The 17,848-nt window shown below is 63.9% G+C and carries 18 protein-coding genes and 1 pseudogene; 8 read left to right on the forward strand and 11 right to left on the reverse strand.

The window, feature by feature from the left end; translation table 11 throughout:
- Positions 1-146: 146 nt before the first annotated feature.
- On the reverse strand, positions 147-1,016 hold the full coding sequence (locus AC0L24_RS04430) for a LysR substrate-binding domain-containing protein (RefSeq protein ID WP_127811350.1): 870 nt from the start codon (positions 1,014-1,016) through the stop codon (positions 147-149).
- Positions 1,017-1,114: 98 nt separating this feature from the next.
- Between AC0L24_RS04430 and AC0L24_RS04435 the strand changes: the two genes are divergently transcribed.
- Positions 1,115-1,714 (forward strand): LysE family translocator, encoded by a 600-nt coding sequence (locus AC0L24_RS04435; RefSeq protein ID WP_127398105.1) that lies wholly within the window; start codon positions 1,115-1,117, stop codon positions 1,712-1,714.
- 228 nt (positions 1,715-1,942) lie between these two features.
- Here the strand turns inward: AC0L24_RS04435 and AC0L24_RS04440 are convergent, their stop codons facing one another.
- Entirely contained in the window at positions 1,943-2,737 is a 795-nt protein-coding gene (locus AC0L24_RS04440; RefSeq protein ID WP_127809599.1) for an SDR family NAD(P)-dependent oxidoreductase, read from the reverse strand.
- Positions 2,738-2,943: 206 nt separating this feature from the next.
- Between AC0L24_RS04440 and AC0L24_RS04445 the strand changes: the two genes are divergently transcribed.
- Positions 2,944-3,399, forward strand: a complete 456-nt coding sequence (locus tag AC0L24_RS04445) for a MarR family winged helix-turn-helix transcriptional regulator (protein WP_127809598.1) — start codon at positions 2,944-2,946, stop codon at positions 3,397-3,399.
- A 24-nt stretch (positions 3,400-3,423) separates the two neighbouring features.
- Here the strand turns inward: AC0L24_RS04445 and AC0L24_RS04450 are convergent, their stop codons facing one another.
- Positions 3,424-4,602 carry an MFS transporter gene (locus AC0L24_RS04450; protein ID WP_127383298.1) on the reverse strand — a complete coding sequence of 393 codons (1,179 nt, stop codon included), beginning with the start codon at positions 4,600-4,602 and terminating at the stop codon, positions 3,424-3,426.
- A gap of 208 nt (positions 4,603-4,810) precedes the next feature.
- On the opposite strand from AC0L24_RS04450, the gene AC0L24_RS04455 reads away from it, so the two are divergent.
- The 4 genes and pseudogenes from AC0L24_RS04455 (at position 4,811) to carB (ending at position 10,817) form a co-directional block, all read left to right on the forward strand.
- Positions 4,811-5,167 carry an ArsR/SmtB family transcription factor gene (locus AC0L24_RS04455; RefSeq protein WP_127809597.1) on the forward strand — a complete coding sequence of 119 codons (357 nt, stop codon included), beginning with the start codon at positions 4,811-4,813 and terminating at the stop codon, positions 5,165-5,167.
- 75 nt (positions 5,168-5,242) lie between these two features.
- Positions 5,243-6,008, forward strand: a pseudogene (locus AC0L24_RS04460) (metallophosphoesterase family protein).
- Between the two features lie 300 nt (positions 6,009-6,308).
- Complete coding sequence (locus AC0L24_RS04465) at positions 6,309-7,103, forward strand: SH3 domain-containing protein (RefSeq protein WP_473563480.1); 795 nt, start codon at positions 6,309-6,311, stop codon at positions 7,101-7,103.
- A 222-nt stretch (positions 7,104-7,325) separates the two neighbouring features.
- Positions 7,326-10,817, forward strand: a complete 3,492-nt coding sequence (carB, locus tag AC0L24_RS04470) for a carbamoyl-phosphate synthase large subunit (protein ID WP_473563481.1) — start codon at positions 7,326-7,328, stop codon at positions 10,815-10,817.
- Between the two features lie 146 nt (positions 10,818-10,963).
- Here the strand turns inward: carB and AC0L24_RS04475 are convergent, their stop codons facing one another.
- The 4 genes from AC0L24_RS04475 to AC0L24_RS04490 all read right to left on the reverse strand — a co-directional run bounded on the left by AC0L24_RS04475 (position 10,964) and on the right by AC0L24_RS04490 (position 13,380).
- Positions 10,964-11,752, reverse strand: a complete 789-nt coding sequence (locus tag AC0L24_RS04475; RefSeq protein WP_256747541.1) for a type I restriction enzyme HsdR N-terminal domain-containing protein — start codon at positions 11,750-11,752, stop codon at positions 10,964-10,966.
- 164 nt (positions 11,753-11,916) lie between these two features.
- Positions 11,917-12,309 (reverse strand): Rid family hydrolase, encoded by a 393-nt coding sequence (locus AC0L24_RS04480; protein WP_127332325.1) that lies wholly within the window; start codon positions 12,307-12,309, stop codon positions 11,917-11,919.
- Positions 12,310-12,534: 225 nt separating this feature from the next.
- Positions 12,535-12,990 carry a DUF6644 family protein gene (locus tag AC0L24_RS04485; RefSeq protein ID WP_473563482.1) on the reverse strand — a complete coding sequence of 152 codons (456 nt, stop codon included), beginning with the start codon at positions 12,988-12,990 and terminating at the stop codon, positions 12,535-12,537.
- Positions 12,991-13,380: a DUF6152 family protein gene (locus AC0L24_RS04490; protein WP_473563483.1), complete on the reverse strand. Its 390-nt coding sequence runs from the start codon at positions 13,378-13,380 to the stop codon at positions 12,991-12,993.
- 219 nt (positions 13,381-13,599) lie between these two features.
- Here AC0L24_RS04490 and AC0L24_RS04495 point away from each other — a divergent pair, with 219 nt between their 5' ends.
- Positions 13,600-13,920 carry a DUF1476 domain-containing protein gene (locus AC0L24_RS04495; RefSeq protein WP_127270441.1) on the forward strand — a complete coding sequence of 107 codons (321 nt, stop codon included), beginning with the start codon at positions 13,600-13,602 and terminating at the stop codon, positions 13,918-13,920.
- A 95-nt stretch (positions 13,921-14,015) separates the two neighbouring features.
- On the opposite strand, the gene AC0L24_RS04500 is transcribed toward AC0L24_RS04495, so the two are convergent.
- Together AC0L24_RS04500 and AC0L24_RS04505 are read right to left on the reverse strand one after the other, a co-directional pair.
- Complete coding sequence (locus tag AC0L24_RS04500; protein WP_127321344.1) at positions 14,016-14,570, reverse strand: DUF4142 domain-containing protein; 555 nt, start codon at positions 14,568-14,570, stop codon at positions 14,016-14,018.
- A gap of 211 nt (positions 14,571-14,781) precedes the next feature.
- Positions 14,782-15,525 carry a DUF899 family protein gene (locus AC0L24_RS04505; protein ID WP_473563484.1) on the reverse strand — a complete coding sequence of 248 codons (744 nt, stop codon included), beginning with the start codon at positions 15,523-15,525 and terminating at the stop codon, positions 14,782-14,784.
- A 145-nt stretch (positions 15,526-15,670) separates the two neighbouring features.
- On the opposite strand from AC0L24_RS04505, the gene AC0L24_RS04510 reads away from it, so the two are divergent.
- On the forward strand, positions 15,671-16,006 hold the full coding sequence (locus tag AC0L24_RS04510) for a hypothetical protein (protein WP_127321345.1): 336 nt from the start codon (positions 15,671-15,673) through the stop codon (positions 16,004-16,006).
- An 11-nt stretch (positions 16,007-16,017) separates the two neighbouring features.
- Here the strand turns inward: AC0L24_RS04510 and AC0L24_RS04515 are convergent, their stop codons facing one another.
- Both AC0L24_RS04515 and AC0L24_RS04520 read right to left on the reverse strand, forming a co-directional pair.
- Entirely contained in the window at positions 16,018-16,842 is an 825-nt protein-coding gene (locus tag AC0L24_RS04515; protein ID WP_473563485.1) for a carbohydrate ABC transporter permease, read from the reverse strand.
- A 1-nt stretch (position 16,843) separates the two neighbouring features.
- Positions 16,844-17,806 (reverse strand): carbohydrate ABC transporter permease, encoded by a 963-nt coding sequence (locus AC0L24_RS04520; RefSeq protein WP_473563486.1) that lies wholly within the window; start codon positions 17,804-17,806, stop codon positions 16,844-16,846.
- Positions 17,807-17,848: the final 42 nt, after the last annotated feature.

Here is a 17,848-nt window from a genome sequence, read left to right on the forward strand (position 1 = left end):
CGGTCCTCCCGGCGGACAAGAAAACTGTCACCCATCTAATCAGTCCATTCTGTTACCTATCTATCGGGTTCGGACAGGCGTGCTTTCCTCTCCCTCCGGAGGGGGGAGAGGAACGGGGTAGAGGAACCCAAGTTCTGAGAAGTCTCTCAAGCCGCCACCGGCCGCCGCGCCAGGCCATCGCGGATGTGCCGCGCGAATTCCTGCGCCGCCGGCCCGACACCGTGCCTCGGCAGATGCAGATTGATGGCAAAATTCGGCAGCGGCGGCAGGCCGGACTCCGCTGGAAATATGTCGAGATCCGCCGGCACGGTGGAGGCTAGCCAGGCGGTGACGGCGAGGTCCGACCGCACCGTCGCCGTCGTCGCGTCGATGTTGCCGTTTTCGAACACGGTGCGCCACTCCAGCCCGTGCTCACCGAGCGCCGCCAGCACCGCCGGGCGGAAGGCGCAGGTGTCGGCGACGATCGAAACCGGCAGCGGCCGCTTGGCGCGGGCAATGCCGCCCTTGGCACCGACCCAGACCAGCCGGTCGATGGCAAGGCACTCACCGGCCGACGGGCCGACGCGTTCCTCGATCACCGCAAGGTCGATGGTCCCGGCCGCAAGGGCAGCCGTCAGCTCCGGCGACGAGGCGCAGACCAGCGATATCTCGATCTGCGGATAGGTCTCGGCATAGGTCTTCAGCACCGGCGCCAGCAAGGTGCCGACAAGGTCGTAGGGCACGCCCAGCCGCACCTGGCCGGCCACCGATGTCCCAGCCATCTCGGCCCAGATCTCGTCATTCAAGGCCAGCAACCGCTTGCCCCTGCCGAACAGCTGTTCACCGGTGCGCGTCAGCCGCAAGCCGCGCCGGTCGCGCGTAAACAGGCTGGAGCCGAGCGCCTCCTCCAGCCGCTTGACCTGCTGGCTGACAGCACCTTGCGTCAGGTGCAGCGCATTGGCCGCCGCCGTCATGCTGGCCTTGTCGGCGACGGTGATGAAGGTGCGGATCAGCGCCATGTCGAGATTTCGGATCATGGGTGGCATTATCTATCCTAATGCTGACCATGGCAAACATTGCATTTACTGAAGTTCGCACGCAGCTACGATCGCAGCCCTCTGACAGAGGACGCCGCATGCTCGAGCCCATTCTCCCGCTCATCCTTTTTGCCATCGTCGCCACCACCACGCCCGGCATCGCCACGACCCTGTCTACGGCGTCCGGCGCGCAGTTCGGCTTTCGCCGTTCCGTGCCCCTGCTGGTCGGCAGCGCCGCCGGCCTCGCCACCGTCACGGGTGCCGCTGCCGCCGGGCTTGCCGGTCTGCTGCTTGCCGTGCCTTCGCTGCAACTGGCCATGAAGGTCGTCGGCTCGCTCTATCTCGTCTGGCTGGCGATCAAGATCGGCCGCAGCGGACCGCCCAATATGGATGTGAGCATGGCCAGGCCGAACAGCTTTCTCGGCGGCGCCGGCATTCAATGGATGAACCCGAAAGGCTGGGCGATGGGTCTAGGTGCCGCGGCCTCGTTCGCGGCATTGGCCAGCGGACCGGTGCAGCTCGCGCTGCTGCTCGGCGCCACCTTCGGCCTCGCGGCCGCCGCCTCGCTTTCACTGTGGTGCGTGGCCGGAATGGTGCTGGCGCGGCTGCTCAAGACCGAATGGCAATGGCGCGCGCTCAACATCGTGCTGGCACTGGTGCTGGCCGCCTCGATCATTCCGATGTGGCGGACGGCTTAGACGGCCATGGAATTGCGAAGAAGGAGCCAAGTCCTGCAAGGTCAGCGCAGACCCCCACCCGGACCTTCGGTCCGACCTCCCCACAAGGGGGAGGTGGGGAGCGTGCCTTTTGCAAGCCTCAAAAGGGGGTTGGCGCGCCCCTAACCCTCCCCCTTGTGGGGTGGGGCGCGGCGCAGCAGCGGGGTGGGGGTACTGGTTTGCGAAGCAAACCAGCCTCTGCGCTCAACCTCAAGCCGCGTAGCGGGCCGCCGGCTTGTCGGCGTGCAGGCTGCCGTAGAAGGCCTGCCGGGCACCGAGGAAAATGTCCAGTTTGGCCGGCTCGGCGAGCGCCGGCACGGTGACGGCTTCACCCCTGGCAAGGCCGACAAGGGCCGCATCCACCATATCGTCGGCGCTCATGATGATTTCCTTCGGAAGCTGGTCGATATCGCTGCCGGCAAGCTCCCAGAAATCCGTCCGTGTCGCGCCCGGCAGCACCACCTGCACCTTCACCTCCGTACCCTCCACCTCGCGGTGCAGAGCCTCGGTGAAGTTGACGACATAGGCCTTGGTGCCGCTGTAGATGCCGCCGAACGAGGTCTCATAGGCGAGCACGGAGGCGATGTTGACGACCGCACCTCTGTTGCGCGCCAAAAACCCCGGCAGCACGGCACGGGTCAGCCGCGTCAGGGCGATGACATTGACCTTGATCATGCGTTCGGCAGCGTCCGCATCGGCGATTGCCACCACGGACTGGCCGCCAAGGCCGGCATTGTTGACCAGCAGCGTCACGCTGTCGTCGCTGGCGATCGCCTGTTCGACGCGGCGGACGTCGCCGTCGTTGGAAAGGTCGGCGCTGATCACGCTGACCTTGCGGCCATAGGTCTGGCGCAGCTGCCCGGCCAGTTCCTCCAGCCGGTCGGCGCGCCGCGCCACCAGCACCAGATCGTAGCCCTGCCCCGCCAGCCGGTCGGCATAGACCGCGCCGATGCCCGACGAAGCACCGGTGACGACCGCCGTGCCCTTGTTGCCCTGTCCACTCATTGTCCTGTTCCTTCTTCGACTGATCTGGTTCGTTTCGACTGACCCGGCGCCGTGGCATCTGCCGCGCTACCGAAAGCCGCGTGATTGATTTAGTGGCATATACCACTAATTGGGAAGTAGGCATATGCCACTATCTTGTCAATGATACGGACGGGGATTATTTGAGGGGTGCAGCCGGGCCTCATTCGCCGGCGCCAAGGACCATCATGTCAAAGGACAGCTTGCCCGGCCTCACGCTCTGCAACAACGCCGCGCTGCGCCGCGCGACGCGCAAGCTCGGCAAGTTTTATGATGATGTGGTGGAGCCATCAGGCCTCAAGGCGACGCAGCAGGGCCTGCTCTACCAGATCCATATCGGCGACGAGCCGGCGATGGGGGCCATCGCCACGTCGCTGATCATGGACCTGTCGGCGCTCGGCCATACGCTGAAGCCACTGATCCGCGACGGCTATGTCGAGACCTTCGCCGATCCGGAGGACCGCCGCGTCAAGCGTGTGCGGCTGACGCCCCAAGGGTTGGCCAAGCTAGAGGCGGCGATGAAACTGTGGCAGATCGCCCAGCAACATTTCGAGGATGTCGTCGGCAGGGACAAGGCTGAAAAGCTGCGCGCGGCGCTGGATGACATCGCCGCGCTCGATTTCGATCTGCCGCCGGCCAGCTGAGCCGGCCGACGGCTTTCAAAGAGATTACTCGGCAGGCATCTCTACAGGCCGAGCCGCCCGGCGGCCGGCCACCACGATGCCAAGCCCGATGATCGGGAAGATCGCGGCGACCAAGCCGAGATCGGCCGGCGCGCCGTAGCGCAGCACGGCACCGCCGACCACCGCGCCGAGTGCGACGCCGAGATAGAGCGCCGAGGCGTTGAGCGACAGCACGATCGGGGCGGCGTCGGGCGCCAGCTTGATGATGCGGCTGGCCTGCGCCGGCGGGAAGGCCCAGCCGACGATGCCCCACGGCACCATCATCGCCATCAGCGCCGGTCCGGCAATATGCGGCGGCAGAAAGGTCGGGATGACCGACAGCAGGACCAGCATGCCGGCACTCAGCGCCAACGACCAGCCGACGGTGCGGGTCGCGCCGAACCGGTCGGCAGCCTGGCCGCCGCCAATGTTGCCGATGACGGCGCCGACGCCGAAGGCGAGCAGCATGCCGGGCAGCGCGATCTGGCTGAGACCGCCGCCCTCGATGGCAAGCGGCGCGACATAGGCAAAGACGGTGAAGGCGCCGATCAGCGCCAGCACTGTCGTCAACAGGATCGGCATCACGCCGGGACGCAGCGCTGCCGCCAGCCTGCGCTTCAAGGGCAGCCTGGTGCCAACGATGCCCCGCGGCAGCCGGTACCACAGGATCGCGCCGGCAAGCGCGCCAAGGCCGGCGATGGCAAAGAAGGTGCCGCGCCAGCCGGCAACTGTGGCAACGAGCGCGCCCAGTGGCGCCCCCAGGGCAACGGCCACCGTGGTGCCGCCGACGACGACGGCGATGGCACGCGCCCGGTGATGATCATCGACCAGCGCCACCGCGGTGCCTTGCGCGGTTGCGGCGAACAGGCCCGACGACAGCGCCATGACGATGCGCGCGATCAGCAGCAGTTCGAAGGAGGAACTCAAGGCAGCGGCGACGTTGCCGAGCACAAAGAACACCAGCGTCCACAGGATGACGCGGCGCCGGTCCCACTCGCCTGTCAGCGTCGCCAGGATCGGCGTGCCGATCGCATAGGCGAGCGCGAAGGCGGTGATCAGCGTGCCGGCCAGCGGAATGGAGATACCGGCATCCGCCGCGATGTCGGGCAGAAGGCTGGAGATGACGAAGCCTTCGGTCGAGATCGTGAACGATCCGAGCGCGAGCCAGAAAAGGCGCTTGTCCATGGCGGGATGTCCTTAGTTCAAAAGTTATTGAACAATTGGACACAATAGGGCATCATGTCAATGAAGCCAGGGAAAAATAGCTGAACCTTCCTGACAGCCCTGTGTCAGCACAGGTCGGGAGCATCGGCGCCAGACGGAGAAAGGTCGCGTGCGGGCCAACAATGATGGATGCGTTGAAATCGGACCCGACTGTGCTTAGTTTCGAGCCATGACCTTGCCACACCCCAATACGGACCAGATCAGCCTGCCGATCGTGCTTGGCGTGCTCGGCGATCCGACCCGGCTCGCCATCGTGAGCTATCTCGCCAGCAAGCAGGGCGTGCCGCTGAACTGCAGCCAGTTCCTCGATTTCGGCTCGAAGACCAATCTGAGCTACCACCTGGCCAAATTGCGCGAGGCCGGCGTCACCCGCGCCGAAGTGGTCGGCACCAACCGCATGATCACACTGCGCCGTGCCGATCTCGACGCCCGCTTCCCCGGCCTGCTCGACAGCGTCATCGCCGCCGCCGGCGACGATCCGGCACTGCCGGCGGTTGGCGGCCACGACATCGAAGTGCACGCCTGACCTTGCAGAACTTGGGTTCCTCGCCCCACGGACGTGGGCAAAAGGAAAAGCGGCGTCACACAGGAGCTTCCCGAAATGCGCATCGCCGTATTCGCCGATATCCACGGCAATGTGCTGGCGCTCGACGCCGTGCTTGATGACCTTCGCCGGCGCGGCGGCGCCGACCTGACCGTCAATCTCGGTGACAGCGTTTCCGGCCCGCTCTGGCCGCGCGAGACATTTGCGCGGTTGGAGGCGCTGAACCTGCCGACGGTGCGCGGCAACCACGACCGCCGTGTCGCCGCCGACCCCGCTGATGACACCATGTGGCCCTCCGACGTCTATGCGCAGGCGCGGCTGACCGAGACGCAGCGCCAGATGCTTTTCGCCCAGCCGCTGACGCTGGAGATCGCACCCGGAATCATCGCTTTCCACGCCCGTCCCGACCATGACGAGAAATATCTCGCCGATACCATCGTCAATGGCCAGCTGGTGCGTGCGCCGTTGGCGGCGATCCGGCGGCGGCTGAAGACGCTCGACCCGGCTTGCCGCATCGCGCTGTGCGGCCACAGCCACCGCGCGGAACTGATCCGCGTCCCCGATGGTCCCGTCATCTTCAATCCGGGCAGCATCGGCTGCCCTGCCTATGACGATTCCACACCGCCGGCGCATGTCTCCGAGCAGGGCTCGCCGTATGCGCGCTACGGCATCGTCACCTTGGGCAGCAACGGCCAGCCCGACCGCTTCGAGGCCATCGCCGTCGACTACGACCATGGAGGCGGCCGCCAGACAGGCCGAACAGGCGGGCCGGCCGGAATGGGCTCACGCGCTCAGAACCGGGTTCATGCCCCTGCCCGGCTGAACGCTCTGGCGTTCATGCCCGGCTGAACGCTCTTGCGCGTTCACGCCCGTCCAGCTGAGCTGCCTCACGGCCCGGCGGTCCGGGTTGAGGCTGGCGAAACGGCGAGCCGAATTTTCGGGCTTACATGGCGCCGCGTCGTCCCTTATAAAACCGGCCGGGCTTGCGGCGGGCTCGATCCGCCGCGGCACGGTATCAGCGCACGGCCAAACGATGAGGCGCACAGTTACGCTCCGAACAACCCTCCATGCGCTGATTGCGGCTCCGCTGTTGATGACGGCGTGGCCGGTGATTGCCCCCGCTATGGCTGAAGAGATGGCCCAAGAGGCGCCGGAGCTCGTCATCTCCGTCGTCACCGGCCTGGCGCCGGACGACCTTCTCAAGGTCCGCACCACCGCATCGCCGGTCGCCACGGTCGAGGCGCGGCTGAGCAGCGGCGACATGGTCACCAATCTCGGCTGCAACGATATCAACGGCTACAAATGGTGCAAGATCGAGAGCACAGGCAAGGAGAAGCTGAGCGGCTGGGCGCCGGCGCGCTATCTCATCCCCCTCAATCCGGCCCCCTATGTCGAAGGTGAGACAAGACCGGCCGATGCGCCGGTGGTTGCCTCCACCGGCAGCGCCAATGAGACCGGGCAGGCCTCGGCGCCGGATCAATCCCAGGCCACCGGCTCGGCCAACAGCGCGCCAGTCCCGCCGCCCGACCTGACAGCGCGGCTTGGCGGCGCCGGTCCGGCAGCCGAAAGCACGCCAAAATCCGCCGCCGAAATCGGCCGCGCCGCGATGCAGGATGCGTACGTACTGGCGCTGGCGGCGCCTGACGTCTCGCCGGATCCCGAGATTCCCTGCGCCCGCTATGTCGGCCAGCCGATGGAGCGCTGCAAGGTCAGCGTGGTGCACACCGCCGACAAGGCGAACATCACTGTGACCTGGCCCGATGGCGGCACGCGCGTCATTTCCTTCCGCGGCGGCCGGCCGGCCAGCTCCGACGCGCCCAGCAATTTCCGCTTCACCCGCGAGGGCAGCCTCAACATGATCCGCATCGGCGACGCCGAGCGGTTTGAGATCACGGATCAGCTGGCGCTGGGGAATTAAAATTTATGGGAGTAAGGGAGTAGGGGAATAAGGGAGTATGTTTGGAATGCCTTCGAACCCACCCTACTCCCCTACTCCCCTACCTCGCATTTTCGGGGTTACATCAGTCAAAACTCTTCCCTATAAGGCCCTCCTAGCCTGATACCAGAATCGCGAGCACAACCGGCCGGGTCTTCCCGTCCCGGTTTTTTGTGCAAGCCGCCCGCCGAACGGACCTTTGACATGCCAAGACGCACTGACATCAAGTCGATCCTGATCATCGGGGCCGGCCCCATCGTCATCGGCCAGGCCTGCGAGTTCGACTATTCCGGCACGCAGGCCTGCAAGGCACTGAAGGAGGAAGGCTTCCGGGTCATCCTGGTCAATTCCAACCCGGCCACCATCATGACCGACCCGGAACTGGCCGACGCCACCTATATCGAGCCGATCACGCCTGAAGTGGTCGCAAAGATCATCGCCAAGGAGCGGCCCGACGCGCTGCTGCCGACCATGGGCGGCCAGACCGCGCTCAACACCGCCCTGTCACTGCGCCGCATGGGTGTGCTCGAGCGCTACAATGTCGAGATGATCGGCGCCGACGCCACGGCCATCGACAAGGCCGAGGACCGCGCGCTGTTTCGCGAGGCGATGAAGAAGATCGGGCTGGAAACGCCGAAGTCGATGCTGGCCAACGCCACCGACGTCAAGAACACTGACCGCAAAACGCATGAGGCCGAGCGCGCCGCCGTCAAGGCCGAGGCGCCTGCCGATCTCGACGCCGCGCTCGACGCGCTGGAAACCCGCTGGAACCTCGGCGAAGGCGACCGCAAGCAGCGCTACATCAGCCATGGCATGGCGATCGCAGCACAAGCGCTCGACCATGTCGGCCTGCCCGCCATCATCCGCCCGTCCTTCACCATGGGCGGCACCGGCGGCGGCATCGCCTATAACCGCGCCGAATTCTACGAGATCGTCCAGTCCGGCCTCGACGCCTCGCCGACCACCGAAGTGCTGATCGAGGAAAGCGTGCTCGGCTGGAAGGAGTACGAGATGGAGGTCGTTCGCGACAGAGCGGACAATTGCATCATCGTCTGCTCGATCGAGAACATCGACCCGATGGGCGTGCACACCGGCGACTCGATCACCGTCGCCCCTGCCCTGACGCTGACCGACAAAGAATACCAGATGATGCGCAACGCCTCGATCGCGGTGCTGCGCGAGATCGGCGTCGAGACCGGCGGCTCCAACGTGCAGTTCGCCGTCAACCCGGCCGATGGCCGCCTGGTGGTCATCGAGATGAACCCGCGCGTCTCGCGCTCGTCCGCTCTGGCCTCCAAGGCGACCGGTTTCCCGATCGCCAAGATCGCGGCAAAACTCGCCGTCGGCTACACGCTGGACGAGCTGGAGAACGACATCACCGGGGGCGCCACGCCGGCGTCCTTCGAACCGAGCATCGATTACGTGGTGACAAAAATCCCGCGCTTTGCCTTCGAAAAATTCCCCGGCGCCGAGCCGGTGCTGACCACCGCCATGAAGTCGGTCGGCGAAGTCATGGCCATCGGCCGCACCTTCCAGGAATCGCTGCAGAAGGCGCTGCGTGGACTTGAAACCGGCCTCACTGGTTTGGACGAGATCGAAATCCCCGGTCTTGGTTCCGCCAACCATGCCGACGACCGCAACGCCATTCGCGCAGCCCTGGGCACGCCGACGCCCGACCGGCTGCGCATGGTGGCGCAGGCGATCCGCATGGGCACCTCGCTGGAAGACGTGCACGCCATGTGCAAGATCGACCCGTGGTTCCTCGAACAGATCGCCGGCATCGTCGCCATGGAAGCCCGCATCCGCGAGCACGGCATTCCCGAGGATGCCGTCAATCTGCGCATGCTGAAGGCCATGGGCTTCTCCGATGCCCGCCTCGCGTCGCTGACGAAGACCGACGCCGAAGTGATTCAGAAAGCTCGCGAAAAGCTCGACGTTCATCCTGTTTATAAGCGCATCGACACATGTGCGGCCGAGTTCGCCTCGCCGACCGCCTACATGTACTCGACCTATGAAGTGCCGTTTGCCGGCGCGCTGGCCAACGAGGCACAGGTCTCGTCGCGCAAGAAGGTCGTCATCCTCGGCGGCGGTCCGAACCGCATCGGCCAGGGCATCGAGTTCGACTATTGCTGCTGCCACGCCGCCTTTGCACTGCGCGACGCCGGCTATGAAGCGATCATGATCAACTGCAACCCGGAGACGGTCTCGACCGACTACGACACCTCAGACCGGCTCTATTTCGAGCCGCTGACGGCCGAAGACGTGCTGGAGATCCTGCGCGCCGAGCAGGCCTCGGGCGAACTGGTCGGCGTCATCGTCCAGTTCGGCGGCCAGACGCCGCTGAAGCTCGCCGATGCGCTGGAGAAGGCCGGCATCCCGATCCTCGGCACCTCGCCCGACATGATCGATCTCGCCGAAGACCGCGACCGCTTCCAGAAGCTGCTGCACAAGCTCGGCCTCAGCCAGCCGAAGAACGGCATCGCCTATTCGGTCGAGCAGGCCCGCCTTGTCGCCGGCGAGCTCGGCTTCCCGCTGGTGGTGCGCCCCTCCTATGTGCTCGGCGGCCGCGCCATGCAGATCATCCATGACGAGGGCATGCTGCAGACCTATCTGCTCGACACCGTGCCCGGCCTGGTGCCGGAAGACATCAAGCAGAAATACCCCAACGACAAGACCGGCCAGATCAACACGCTCTTGGGCAAGAACCCGCTGCTGTTCGACACCTACCTGTCAGGCGCCATCGAGGTCGATGTCGACTGCCTCTGCGACGGCAAGTCGACCTTCGTCTCCGGCATTCTGGAACACATCGAAGAGGCCGGCATCCATTCGGGCGACAGCGCCTGCTCGCTGCCGGTGCACTCGCTGCCTTCCGAGCTGGTCGACGAGCTGGAGCGCCAGACGGCAGCGCTTGCGCGTGCGCTCAATGTCGGCGGGCTGATGAACGTGCAGTACGCGATCAAGGACGGCACGGTCTATGTGCTGGAGGTCAACCCGCGGGCGTCACGCACCGTGCCCTTCGTCGCCAAGACCATCGGGCGGCCCATTGCGAAAATTGCCGCCCGCATCATGGCCGGCGAGAAACTGGAAGACGCCTTCGCCCATTACGGCGCCATGCCCGACCCCAGGAACCCCGGCCACATCGCGGTCAAGGAAGCCGTCTTCCCCTTCGCCCGCTTCCCCGGCGTCGACATATTGCTCGGTCCGGAAATGCGCTCGACCGGCGAGGTCATGGGCCTCGACCGCGACTTCGCGCTCGCCTTCGCCAAGAGCCAGCTCGGCGCCGGCGTCGACCTGCCCCGCTCCGGCACGCTGTTCGTCTCGGTGCGCGACGAGGACAAGAAAGGCATATTGCCGGCGGTCAAGCGCCTCGCCGGCCTCGGCTTCAAGGTGCTGGCGACCTCAGGCACCGCCCGCTTCCTCGCCGAAAACGGCGTCGTCGCCGAGAAAATAAACAAGGTGCTGGAAGGCCGCCCCCACATCGAAGACGCCATCCGCAACCGCCAGGTGCAGATCGTCTTCAACACGACCGATGGCCAGAAAGCGGTGTCGGACTCCAAGTCGCTGCGCCGCGCGACGCTGATGCAGAAAGTGCCGTATTACACGACGCTGTCGGGTGCAGCGGCTGTGGCCGAGGCGATTGCTGCGCTGAAGGCGGGGAGCCTCGAAGTGAGGCCGCTGCAGGAGTATTTTGCTTAGGTGATTAGCTCTCTTCTCCCCGTTCAACGGGGAGAAGATGCCGGCAGGCCAGAGGGGGGCGCTGTCCCGCCGAGGCTGCGTGCTGTGGCATCGCTTAAGCCTGGACACCACGATTTCTGTTTTAATTGTAAACAGAAAACCGGCAGTCAGTTCGAGACATCGACAACAACTGCTTTCGCAACTTTGTTCTTCGCTCTCTCCAGCTTGTTTAATGCTTTACGCATCCTGGCCACAGCTTCTTTCGCCTTGTCGCCTTCAACCGTGTCACGCTTGATCACCTCATTTTCGATGAGCAGCGATAGGTTCTCGTTGCCGACCTTGATGTCTGGAAAGAGCTTACGGATTTCCCTGCGCACCACCGAAATCACTGCCTCGGAACGGATGATCGCGGAAACGGTAAACTTGTTAAACAGCTGGGCCTGCTGATGAAAGGCATCCATTGCATCCGTCGTCAGCCCTTCCTTAGCAAACAGGAAGAGGCACTGCAGATGATCCTCATTCTTGGGATTCATGTCGGCAAGGACAATGCGACAAACTTCTTCGTGGCTGATCTGATTTGCCACGTAGATACGGACCAGCCGCCATTCGACCGCATTGGTCAGGATCACCCAGTGAATGCCTTGATGAGCCCCGTAGTCGATGACTTGCCGTAGATGATTGTCGGCAAGCCCGCTGCCAGCTGATTTCACTTCGACGAGCAGCCGCAGTTTTCCACCAATCTTTATAGCAAGATCGCAGTATGTGGATTTGATCTGATGTTCTGATGTGAGTTCGTCATATTTGTCGTAGCCAAACACCTCGGCCAAAATGTCCTTGATCAACGTAACCGTGTCGGCCTCCGCCACGTCGGATTTCTGCTGAGCCAGCGTGATCCGTTGATATTTCTTGAGATTCGACGCTACACGTTCGACGAATTTCTTCGGCAATTTGTTCAATGACTCGCCCTCCCTATCCCCAATATGAATTGAGGACGAGTTTACTTGAAAGACAAGTAAAAACTTATGTTAGAGATTGCGGCCCTTCGCAGGCTCAGGGCGTTCGAAGCTCGAAAAGCCAAGCAATTGGCTTTTCGTCCGCTACGCGGACCGCTTCTCACCCCTCACGCCACAGCCACACACTCAATCTCAATATCAAACTCCATCGGCCATGAAGCCACTGGCACAAAACTCCGCGCCGGCGGGTTCGTCGTAAAATACTTCGCATAGACCCGGTTGATGGCGTTGTAGAAGCCGGAATTGACGGCGTAGATCCGCACCATCACCACATTGTCCAGCGAGGTGCCGGCCGCTTCCAGGCAATGTTTCAGCGCCTTCAGCGATGCCTCGGTCTGCACCTCGATGTCGCCGCGCACCATCTCGCCGGTCACCATGTCCACCGGCGGCGTCGCCGAGATGAAGACGAAGCCGTTGGCCTTCACAGCCGTCGAGCAGGGCAGGCCAAGCGCCCGCACCTTGGCCGACATGACAGGCACTTCGATGATTTCTTTCTTCACGCAAATCTCCCTCTCCTGCATTTGCAGGGAGCTTATCCCGGCACGGGCGGAACGCCAGCGCCGTTCTTCCCTTCTCCGCCTGTGGGAGAAGGTGGATCGGCGCGATAGCGCCGAGACGGATGAGGGGTGGTCCAGCGGAGTGAGACGTTGGCGTTCCCTGGAACACCCCTCATCCGTCGCCTTCGGCGACACCTTCTCCCACAGGGGGAGAAGGAAGATGCGGCGCTAAAGAAATCCGATGAACCGTCCGGCGAAAAGCACGGATGTCCACAGCAGTATCGAGAGCACAGCCAGGATGGCGCTGCCGGCCGGCTCGTCACCGCCTCTGGCGAAGCGCAGGAAGGTGAAAAAATTGACGCCGGCGAGAAGGATGAGTGCCATCTTGGCGAGGAAGATCGGCATCGCCGCATAGGTGCCCGCCTTGACCGAAAACAGCAGCGAGCCGGTGACAAGCGCACCCGCGAACGCATTCAGTGCGGTGCGGCGCAGCAGCGTGACGAACGCGGCGTAAGGCAGCGAACGGAAGGCGCCGCAGATCCTCAGGTCCATGAGGAAGACGCTGGTCAACAGCGCGCCGATCGACATGATGTGGAGCGCATTGACGATGGGGTAGGCGATGAAGGACGCCTTCAGCCACCGCGCCAAAGCGAGTTGCTCGATGCCGGCGAAAAACTCCGTCATCTAGGCCGGCGGCACGCGGTCGGGATAGACATCATACGTCTTGCCGCCGACGATGACGCGCACCGCTTTCATGCGCTTTTCGCTCGCCTCGAGCGAACGGTTGCCGATCGCGGTCACCTCGTCGCCGACCTTGGCCACCTCCTCCGTGAAGCCGGCGGCGATCGTGCGGGATGGCGGCGCCATCTCCACCCGCCAGGCCTCGCCCTCGGCGTCGACATCCAGCGTGGCGTGCGGATTGCCGATATAGATGGCCGTGATCTTGCCCCTGAGTTCGAAAAACCCGTCCTGCGTCCACGACCAGCCATGATGCGCATAGGCCGCGGTGCCGGCGGCAAGCATCACGGCCGCCGTCAGCGCGACGCTGCGAATTCCATTGAAAGGCGACTGCATCACTCGTCTCCTCGGTTCGTCCAGCAGCATTCGAGAGTAGGACACGGCGCGGCAACGTCAAATCACATCGGCCAAATGACCGGAACCGCCAAGCACCCCGCTCAATCGCCGGCGTGAACGATCCGGCCTTGCTAAAGACATCCATGCACGCCACTCTCGCCTTCCCTGCCCGCTTTTCCCTTGGGCTGAAGATCGGACTCACATCGAACGAGGCAAACCATGAGCAGCATGAGAGACCGTCAGGAAGGCTTCGAAAAGAAGTTTGCGATGGACGAGGATACGAAGTTCAGGGCCATGGCGCGCCGCAACAAGCTGCTCGGCCTGTGGGCCGCCGAAAAGCTCGGCAAATCCGGTGCGGATGCCGACGCCTATGCCAAGGAAGTCGTGCACGCGGATTTCGAAGAGGCAGGCGACAACGATGTCTTCCGCAAGGTACGCGCCGATTTCGACGCGGCGGGCATCGCCCAGTCGGATGCCCAGATACGCACCGCCATGGAAGAGCTGCTGGTGACCGCGGTGGAGCAGATCAGGTCGACCTGAGCGCCGCTCATTATTGTGCTTGGTTTGCCACCGTAGCGCTCTACGGCGCCCCCAGACAGAGGGGGGCGCCATAGAGCGTCGGCCTTGAACCGCCCTCACCCCTGATGCGCGGCGGCCAGTTCCTTCACATGTTTTTCGTGCATCTGCAGCGTCGGCAGGGTTTTCTTGGCGAATTCCTTCATCGCCGGGTCGTCGCCGGATTGCGCATAGCCGCTGAACAGCGCGACGGCTTCCTTGTGCGCGTTGGTCTGCATCTCGATGTATTTGGCCTGGAACTGATCGCCGCTGGCGCCCTTTAATTCATCGAGCATCTTCTGCTCCTTGGGCTGCAGGGCCGGACCGGACGGCGCGGTGGCCGAGGTTGTCTGGCCCTGGGCAAGCGCCGCCTTGAATTCCTCGCCGGCCTTGGTGTGATCGGCGATCATCTGTTTGGCGAACGCCTTGACGTCGGCGTCGGTCGCCTTCTGCTCGGCGAGCTTGCTGGACTCGATCTCGAACTCATTGGCGCTCGGCACCGTCTTGATGAAGGTCGAAGTGTCGACCTTCGTCGTCGTAGCGAGCGGCGTGGTCGTGGCGGTCGTGTTCGACTGGGCAAAGGCCGGCGCGCCGGCAAGCAATGCTGCTGCGGTCAGAATGGTAAGCGTCTTCATGGCATGTCTCCGGTTGGAATTGTCCCTCGGACAATCCAACGTCGCTTGGGCACTCCGGTTGCAGCTCTTGAGGAAGAAGCCTGCGCATATCGCCTCGATCGCCCCACCGTTTCCGTGCCTGACTCGAACGCTCGTCGATGCCCTCGTTCGAGCCAGCCCATGGGACTCATGTTCCGAAAACTGAAACGCGGCGGCTGGCCAGAGCTGCCTTTCAGTGGCAACACGCCTCGCCATATTGCAGCTGCTCGTTCCAGTTCGGGCGGCCTTCCGGCGTGAAATCCATCAGGTTCCACAGCGTTTCGCAGGTGCCGAGGCTGCGCGGATCCTGGCCCGGCTCCGTCGGCGCGAAATCCAGTTCCGAACTCCAGAAATGGCGTATGCCGTCGGGGTCGCGGTGAAACACCGACAGCAGCGGGATCTGTGAGCCGTCGGCCGCCTCCGCATTGTAGTCGCGCTTGAAGCTGTTGGAAGCCGACGAGACCAACCGCATGTTGCGCCAGCCCCTATCGCGGCCGAGCGTGACCAGGTTTTCGAGCGCGGTCTTGCCCACCACGGCGAAATTGAAGCCGGCGGCCTGGAGATGCCCGACCGCGCCGTCGAACTGGTCGAGCAGCGCCGTGCAGGAGGGGCATGGCTGGTCCTGCCGGGCGAGCTTCGCCGTGCCGCCGCTGGTCGCCACATCGCGCTTCTCCTGCGGGTGGCGCGGGAACATCATGTTGTAGAGGATCAAGCTGTCCTTGCCGGGCGCGAACAGCTCCGACAGTCTTGTCTTCGCGGACTTGCCCTGGGCATCCAGTGCGTCGAATTCATAGTCCTGGCGGATCAGCCCGCCCGGCGGCAACGCGCGCCGGGCCTCGGCGACCTCTTCCATGGCGCGGCGCAGCTCGATTTCCTTCTTCAGCAATTTTTCGCGCGCGGTGCGGTATTTGGCGGATTCATTGGGAAAGGTGATCATGATCGGCTCCTTCAAGTCGCGGCGCCGGCGTCCCGGCGCGGTTGCTCTGCGACCCAAGGACGTTTGGCAGCGATCGGTCCCGACATTTATTGCGCATGGTGAGATGTCGTAATACCTGTTCGGGCAGCGTGATCCGGGGAACAACATGCACGACGGCGAGATCGATCTGCGCTGCCCGCAAGTGGTGGCCGACAATGCCGCCAAGGGCCTCAGGCTGCGCGGCGAGTTCGGCCGTGGCGGCACCGAGATCGGCGTCGCCCGAGCCACCGAGCTGAAGAACCGGGAAAAGCTCGCGCCCTCCACCATCCGCCGCATGGTCAGCTATTTCGCCCGCCACGAGATCGACAAGCGCGGCAGGAACTACGGCAATGAGCAAAACCCTTCGGCCGGTTATATTGCCTGGCTGCTGTGGGGCGGCGACGAAGGCCGCGCCTGGGCGCTGGAGCTTAAGCAGAAGATCGGCAACGCGCCGGACATCTGAGGACTCGTCCCTCACCCCTTGACCCCGCCCGCGGTGAGGCCGGAGACGATTTTGCGCTGGAAGATCAGGACCAGCACCACCAGCGGCACCGTGACGATCACCGAGGCGGCCATGATGTTGCCCCATGGGATCTCGAACTGCGAGTTGCCGGAGAGCAGCGCGATCGCCACCGGCACGGTCCGCTGTGCGTTGTTGGAGGTGAAGGTCAGGGCAAACAGGAACTCGTTCCACGCGCCGATGAAGGCCAGCAGGCCGGTGGTTGCCAGCGCCGGCCACATCAGCGGCAGGAAGACCCGGGTGATGATGAGCCACGGCGTCGCGCCGTCTAGGATTGCCGCCTCCTCGACCTCGACCGGCAGGTCGCGGACGAAGGTGGTGAGCACCCAGACGGTGAACGGCAAGGTGAAGATCATGTAGGAGAAGATCAGCGCGAACAGCGAATTGTAGAGGCCGAACATGCGGACCAGTTCGAACAGCCCGGCCAGCAGCGCCACCTGCGGGAACATCGAAACCGACAGGATGATGAACAGCAGGGCCGAGCGGCCGCGGAATCGAATGCGCGCCAGCGCATAGGCCGATGTGACGCCGAGCAACAGCGAAAGGGCAACCACCGCGCCGGAGACGAACAGCGAGTTCAGCAAGTTGCGCACGAAGCTGCCTTCGGTCAGCACATTCCGGTAGTTGGCGAGGCTGATCGTCGTCGGCCACAGATCGGCCCGGAACAGGTCGGTCCCCGATTTCAGGCTGGTGACGATGGCGTAATAGAACGGAAACACGGCGACGAAGACGATGACCGCGACCAGCAGGTAAAAGGCCGTGCGCTTCACGATCCACATGTCAGCGGCCTCCGTCCAGGCTGATCCGGCCGATGCGGATGGTGACGATGGTGAGCAGAGCGAGGATCAGGAAAAGCAAGGTCGAGGCGGCGGAGCCATAGGCGAACTTGTCGAACTCGAACAGGTTCTCGCGGGCGAACACCGACATCGACTTGGTGTGCACATTGTTGGGCGTCAGCACATAGATCAGGTCGAAGATGCGCAGCGCATCGAGCGCGCGGAAGATCACGGCCACCATCAGCGCCGGGCGGATGAGCGGCAAGGTCACCCGCCAGAAGATCTGCCAGGGGTTGGCGCCGTCGAGCCTGGCGACCTCGATGATCTCCCTCGGCAGCATCTGCAGCGCAGCCAGGATGAGCAGCGTCATGAATGGTGTCGACTTCCAGATATCGACGATGAGGACGGCCGCCATCGCCGTGTCGGCGTCGGCCGTCCAGGCGATCTTGGTGCTGATCAGGCCGAGGTTGAGCAGCACGACATTGATGATGCCGAACTGGTCGTTGAGCATCCATTGCCACATCTTCGCCGAGACGATCGTCGGGATCGCCCAGGGGATCAGGATCGCTGCCCTGACGACGCCGCGGCCTCTGAATTCGGCATTGAGAACCAGGGCAACGATCGTGCCGAGGATGATTTCGCAGGTCACCGAAATCACCGTGAAACGAACCGTGTTCCAGACGGCACGCCACCAGACCGGATCGACGAGCAGCCCGTCATAGAGGGTCCGGCCGCTCGGCATGTGCAGCACCGAGAAATAATTGCCGAAGCCGACCCATTGGCGCGCGTCGAGGTCGGCCAGCGAGGCGTCGGTCAAGCTGAAATAAACCGTGCGGGCAAGCGGCCAGCCGGCCGCCGCGGCGAGCACCAGAAGCATCGGCGCCAGGAAAAGCCACGCCGAGCGAACGCGTTGTGCCGTCAATGGCGAGTGCGCGGCCCTGGCTGTTTCCGGTTCCATTCCTGTCATTTCGCTCCCGCTCGTTGCGGTCCCGCCGGGCGTGTGCCCCGG

Source organism: Mesorhizobium sp. WSM4809 (assembly GCF_055811655.1).

Coding starts and splice junctions, on each gene's coding strand:
- AC0L24_RS04430 (WP_127811350.1), bottom strand. CDS start 1,016: ATGATCCGAAATCTCGACATGGCGCTGATCCGCACCTTCATCACCGTC.
- AC0L24_RS04435 (WP_127398105.1), top strand. CDS start 1,115: ATGCTCGAGCCCATTCTCCCGCTCATCCTTTTTGCCATCGTCGCCACC.
- AC0L24_RS04440 (WP_127809599.1), bottom strand. CDS start 2,737: ATGAGTGGACAGGGCAACAAGGGCACGGCGGTCGTCACCGGTGCTTCG.
- AC0L24_RS04445 (WP_127809598.1), top strand. CDS start 2,944: ATGTCAAAGGACAGCTTGCCCGGCCTCACGCTCTGCAACAACGCCGCG.
- AC0L24_RS04450 (WP_127383298.1), bottom strand. CDS start 4,602: ATGGACAAGCGCCTTTTCTGGCTCGCGCTCGGATCGTTCACGATCTCG.
- AC0L24_RS04455 (WP_127809597.1), top strand. CDS start 4,811: ATGACCTTGCCACACCCCAATACGGACCAGATCAGCCTGCCGATCGTG.
- AC0L24_RS04465 (WP_473563480.1), top strand. CDS start 6,309: ATGGCTGAAGAGATGGCCCAAGAGGCGCCGGAGCTCGTCATCTCCGTC.
- carB (WP_473563481.1), top strand. CDS start 7,326: ATGCCAAGACGCACTGACATCAAGTCGATCCTGATCATCGGGGCCGGC.
- AC0L24_RS04485 (WP_473563482.1), bottom strand. CDS start 12,990: ATGACGGAGTTTTTCGCCGGCATCGAGCAACTCGCTTTGGCGCGGTGG.
- AC0L24_RS04490 (WP_473563483.1), bottom strand. CDS start 13,380: ATGCAGTCGCCTTTCAATGGAATTCGCAGCGTCGCGCTGACGGCGGCC.
- AC0L24_RS04495 (WP_127270441.1), top strand. CDS start 13,600: ATGAGCAGCATGAGAGACCGTCAGGAAGGCTTCGAAAAGAAGTTTGCG.
- AC0L24_RS04500 (WP_127321344.1), bottom strand. CDS start 14,570: ATGAAGACGCTTACCATTCTGACCGCAGCAGCATTGCTTGCCGGCGCG.
- AC0L24_RS04505 (WP_473563484.1), bottom strand. CDS start 15,525: ATGATCACCTTTCCCAATGAATCCGCCAAATACCGCACCGCGCGCGAA.
- AC0L24_RS04510 (WP_127321345.1), top strand. CDS start 15,671: ATGCACGACGGCGAGATCGATCTGCGCTGCCCGCAAGTGGTGGCCGAC.
- AC0L24_RS04515 (WP_473563485.1), bottom strand. CDS start 16,842: ATGTGGATCGTGAAGCGCACGGCCTTTTACCTGCTGGTCGCGGTCATC.
- AC0L24_RS04520 (WP_473563486.1), bottom strand. CDS start 17,806: ATGACAGGAATGGAACCGGAAACAGCCAGGGCCGCGCACTCGCCATTG.